Source organism: Cupriavidus basilensis (assembly GCF_029335485.1).
GTDB lineage: Bacteria > Pseudomonadota > Gammaproteobacteria > Burkholderiales > Burkholderiaceae > Cupriavidus > Cupriavidus basilensis_E.
The window spans coordinates 1-3,950 of record NZ_JARJLM010000523.1 but is presented as its reverse complement, the minus strand read 5'-3'; the positions used below and the strand labels follow the sequence as shown (position 1 = coordinate 3,950).

The window sequence follows — 3,950 nt, the reverse complement described above, 5'->3', positions numbered from 1 at the left end:
GCCGGGCGTGGCCGCCGCGTGCGAGGAAATCGTGGCCGATCCGGCCAATTCCTTCCGCTACACCGCGCGGGGCAACCTGGTTGGCGTGATCACCAACGGTACCGCGGTGCTGGGCCTGGGCGATATCGGCCCGGCGGCTTCCAAGCCGGTGATGGAGGGCAAGGCGGGCCTGTTCAAGAAGTTCGCCGGCATCGACGTGTTCGACATCGAACTCGATGAGAAGGACCCCGAGAAGCTGGTGGAGATCATTGCCGCGCTCGAGCCTACCTTCGGCGGCATCAACCTCGAAGACATCAAGGCGCCCGAGTGCTTCTACGTCGAGCGCAAGCTGCGCGAGCGCATGAAGATTCCCGTCTTCCACGATGACCAGCATGGCACCGCCATCGTGGTCGGCGCGGCCGTGGTCAACGGCCTGACCGTGGTGGGCAAGGACATCGGCAAGGTCAAGCTGGTGGCTTCCGGCGCGGGCGCCGCGGCACTGGCCTGCCTGGACCTGCTGCTCGACCTCGGCATGAAGCTCGAGAACATCTGGGTGACGGACCTGGCCGGCGTGGTCTACGAAGGCCGTACCGAGCTGATGGACCCGGAAAAGGCCCGTTTCGCGCAGAAGACCGACAAGCGCAAGCTGGCCGAGGTGATCGACGGCGCCGACATCTTCCTGGGCCTGTCCGCCGCCGGCGTGCTCAAGCAGGACATGGTCCAGCGCATGGCCGACAAGCCGCTGGTGCTGGCACTGGCCAATCCCAACCCGGAAATCCTGCCGGAACTGGTCAAGGAAGTGCGTCCCGACGCGGTGATCGCCACCGGCCGCACCGACTACCCGAACCAGGTCAACAACGTCCTGTGCTTTCCCTTCATCTTCCGCGGCGCGCTCGACGTGGGCGCCACCACCATCACGCGTGAGATGGAAGTCGCGGCGGCGCATGCCATCGCCGAACTGGCGCGCCAGGAGCAGAGCGACATCGTCGCCACCGCCTACGGCATCCAGGACCTGTCCTTCGGTCCCGAGTACCTGATTCCCAAGCCCTTCGATCCGCGCCTGATCGTCAAGATCGCGCCGGCGGTGGCCGAGGCCGCCATGAAGTCCGGCGTGGCCGCGCGCCCGATCAAGGACATGGACGCGTACCGCCTGCAGCTGCAGCAGTTCGTGTACCACTCCGGCACGCTGATGAAGCCGATCTACGCGGCCGCCCGCCAGGTCGACATGGAGAAGAAGCGCATCGTCTTCGCCGAGGGCGAGGAAGAGCGCGTGCTGCGCGCGGTGCAGGTGATCGTCGACGAGAAGCTGGCCAACCCGATCCTGATCGGCCGGCCGGCCGTGATCGCCCACCGCATCGAACGCTTTGGCCTGCGCCTGCGCGGCGGCATCGACTTCACCGTGGTCAACCCGGAGCACGACGCGCGTTTCCGCGACTATTCCGAGGCCTACTTCAAGATGATGGCCCGCCAGGGCGTCACCCAGCAGTACGCCAAGCTGGAAATGCGCCGCCGCACCACGCTGATCGGCGCCATGCTGGTCAAGAAGGGCGAGGCCGACGGCATGATCTGCGGCACGGTCAGCAACACCGCCGCGCACCTGCGCTATATCGACCAGATCCTGGGCGGCACCAACGAGGTCTACGCCGCGATGAACGGGCTGGTCCTGCCGGGCCGCCAGATCTTCCTGGTCGACACCCACGTCAACGTGGACCCGACCGCCTGCCAGCTGGCCGAGATCACCCTGATGGCCGCCGAAGAGCTCAAGCGCTTCGGCATCGAGCCCAAGGTGGCGCTGGTGTCGCACTCGAACTTCGGTTCGTCGGAAGCGCCGTCGGCGCAGAAGATGCGCGAAACGCTGGCGATCCTGCGCGAACGCGCGCCGGAACTCGAGGTGGATGGCGAGATGCACGGCGATTGCGCGCTCGACCCGAAGCTGCGCGACCAGCTCGTGCCGGATGGCGCGCTCAAGGGCGAGGCCAACCTGCTGGTGTGCCCGAATATCGACGCCGCCAACATCGCCTACAACCTGCTCAAGGTCGCGGCGGGCAACAATGTGGCGATCGGCCCGATCCTGCTGGGCGTCAAGGCGCCGGTCCACATCCTGACGCCGTCGGCCACGGTGCGCCGCATCGTCAATATGACGTCGCTGGTGGTGGTGGACGCGGCAGCCAAGCGCTAAGCCGCAGCCAGTCTTGAAAAGCCGGGCTTGCCCGGCTTTTTTTGCGCCTGCGTACCTTGGTCAGTGTGCACACACATTTCATTAACATGTTGAAACAATTGAGCTTTTCCACTCTGCTGGAGGGCGGGGATTGATTATTTAACAGCATGGGCGTAACCTTATGCCTTTGAAGTGCGCGCTCGTTATGCGCGTAACGATGCCACCGGTATTCGCGCAGGCCGTCCGGGGTGCAGGCAAAATGGGCAGTCGGGGTGGCGCGGCAACCGCGCAATCCTGGTGACGCCAAGTCCATTTGGCTGGCACTCCTAATTCAAGACAAGCAACGTGGGTTCCCAAATTCCTTTGACGCAGCGCGCATCGCAATGGATTTCAGTCGCCGGTCTGGCGCGAGTGGCAAGCCGGGTGCTGGCAGGCGTGGCGGTATCTTGCGCGCTGGCCCAGCCCGTGATGGCGCGCCAGGCGATCGATGACGGCACGGGAACCATCGCTGTACAGCAATTGCCCAACGAGGCACAGTTGACGTTGGAACGTATCGAAGCGGGTGGACCGTTTCCCTACGCCAAGGATGGCTCGAGGTTCGGCAACTATGAGCGTGTCCTGCCGCAGAGGTCGCGCGGCTACTACCGCGAATACACGGTAAAGACAAACAGCCGAAACAGGGGAGCGAGACGGATCGTATGCGGCGGTGATCAACGCGCCACCAACGACTGTTATTACACGGACGACCACTACAACAGTTTCAAACGGATAGCCAAATGATGACTGACATTTTCGGATTGGGCGACGCCCTTGCCGCCCGCGAAGAGCGCGGCGCCGGAGATGGCTGGCAGCGGGCCCAGACCCAGGCCCGGAATCTTTACGACAACGTGTTGACGATGCCTCGCAACGAGCTCTCGCACCAACCGCCGCCCGCACCCGTTCCCGCAGCCGGCACCGACGGTAGCCAAGAGGGAGCCATGAACCTGTTCAAGACGGTGCGTCCGAACATCGTCCAGTCGATTCGCGCGTTTCGCGTGCCCGAACTCGCCCAGGCGGCAGCCGAACTGGGACAGCATTTCCTGTACGCCAACTGCGCGCACTGCCAGAGCAAGGCGGAAGTGCTGGAAACCATCGCCACCAACTTCCTTTTTCCCAAGCATTTCGGGAAGAATTTCGATGCGCTGGCGGATTGCCTGACCGACCTGATCCACAAGGCGGGTGCGCAGCCCGGCTTCGTGATCGTGCTCGAGGGCCTGCCGATCGCCCAGAAATTCGACAAGGAAGGGCGCGAGGTGTTGCTCGACGTGTTCCGTGACGCAGCCGAATTCTGGGCCGAGCGCAAGGTGCAGTTCCGCGTGTTCTACTCTTTCGCCTGAGCGGCACCGCCCACGGCAAGGACAGGAAAAACAAAAGGCCCGCAGTCAAGCGGGCCTTTTGTTTTGGGTGTGACCTGGCCGGTGTGGCCCGGGCCTATGCCGCCGGCGGGACCTGGCCTTGCGGCGTCAGCCGGTCGATCAGTTCGGGCAGCCCTTCGCTGAGGTGAGCGGCCACGTCGTCCGGCGACAGGCCGGTCGATTTGGCCAGGTTTTCCAGTGCGCCGGTACCACCCAGCGCGCCGGCCAGCGCGCTCGGCGAGACGGGCTGGTTGGCGCCCGTACCGATCCACGAATTGATCTGGTCGCCCAGTCCGGCCTGGGCCAGCACTTGCTGCAAGGCGCCGATGCCGCCTGCCGCCGCGCCCAGCGCGGATGCGCCGCCGGCAGCCTGCTGGCCCTGGCCGCCGAGCAGGCCGCCCAGCAAGCCGCCCAGATCC

Annotated in this window: 4 protein-coding genes; 3 read left to right on the top strand and 1 reads right to left on the bottom strand. The window is 64.9% G+C overall.

The window, feature by feature from the left end; translation table 11 throughout:
- The 3 genes from P3W85_RS32225 to P3W85_RS32215 all read left to right on the top strand — a co-directional run.
- The coding region (locus tag P3W85_RS32225; protein ID WP_276267742.1) for an NADP-dependent malic enzyme at nucleotides 1–2,158 on the top strand (2,158 nt) is incomplete at its 5' end.
- Nucleotides 2,159–2,605: 447 nt separating this feature from the next.
- Nucleotides 2,606–2,917, top strand: coding sequence for a ribonuclease (locus P3W85_RS32220; RefSeq protein WP_276267743.1), 312 nt, complete (start codon nucleotides 2,606–2,608; stop codon nucleotides 2,915–2,917).
- Nucleotides 2,914–3,513, top strand: coding sequence for a barstar family protein (locus P3W85_RS32215; RefSeq protein ID WP_017225636.1), 600 nt, complete (start codon nucleotides 2,914–2,916; stop codon nucleotides 3,511–3,513). Before P3W85_RS32220 ends, P3W85_RS32215 begins: the two co-directional genes overlap by 4 nt.
- Before the next feature lie 94 nt (nucleotides 3,514–3,607).
- Here the strand turns inward: P3W85_RS32215 and P3W85_RS32210 are convergent.
- On the bottom strand, nucleotides 3,608–3,950 hold a 343-nt coding region (locus tag P3W85_RS32210), incomplete at its 5' end, for a YidB family protein (protein WP_276267741.1).

What these genes read in the sequence shown, in the direction of transcription:
- P3W85_RS32215 (WP_017225636.1), top strand. Translation starts at nt 2,914, where the DNA reads ATGATGACTGACATTTTCGGATTGGGCGACGCCCTTGCCGCCCGCGAA.
- P3W85_RS32220 (WP_276267743.1), top strand. Translation starts at nt 2,606, where the DNA reads ATGGCGCGCCAGGCGATCGATGACGGCACGGGAACCATCGCTGTACAG.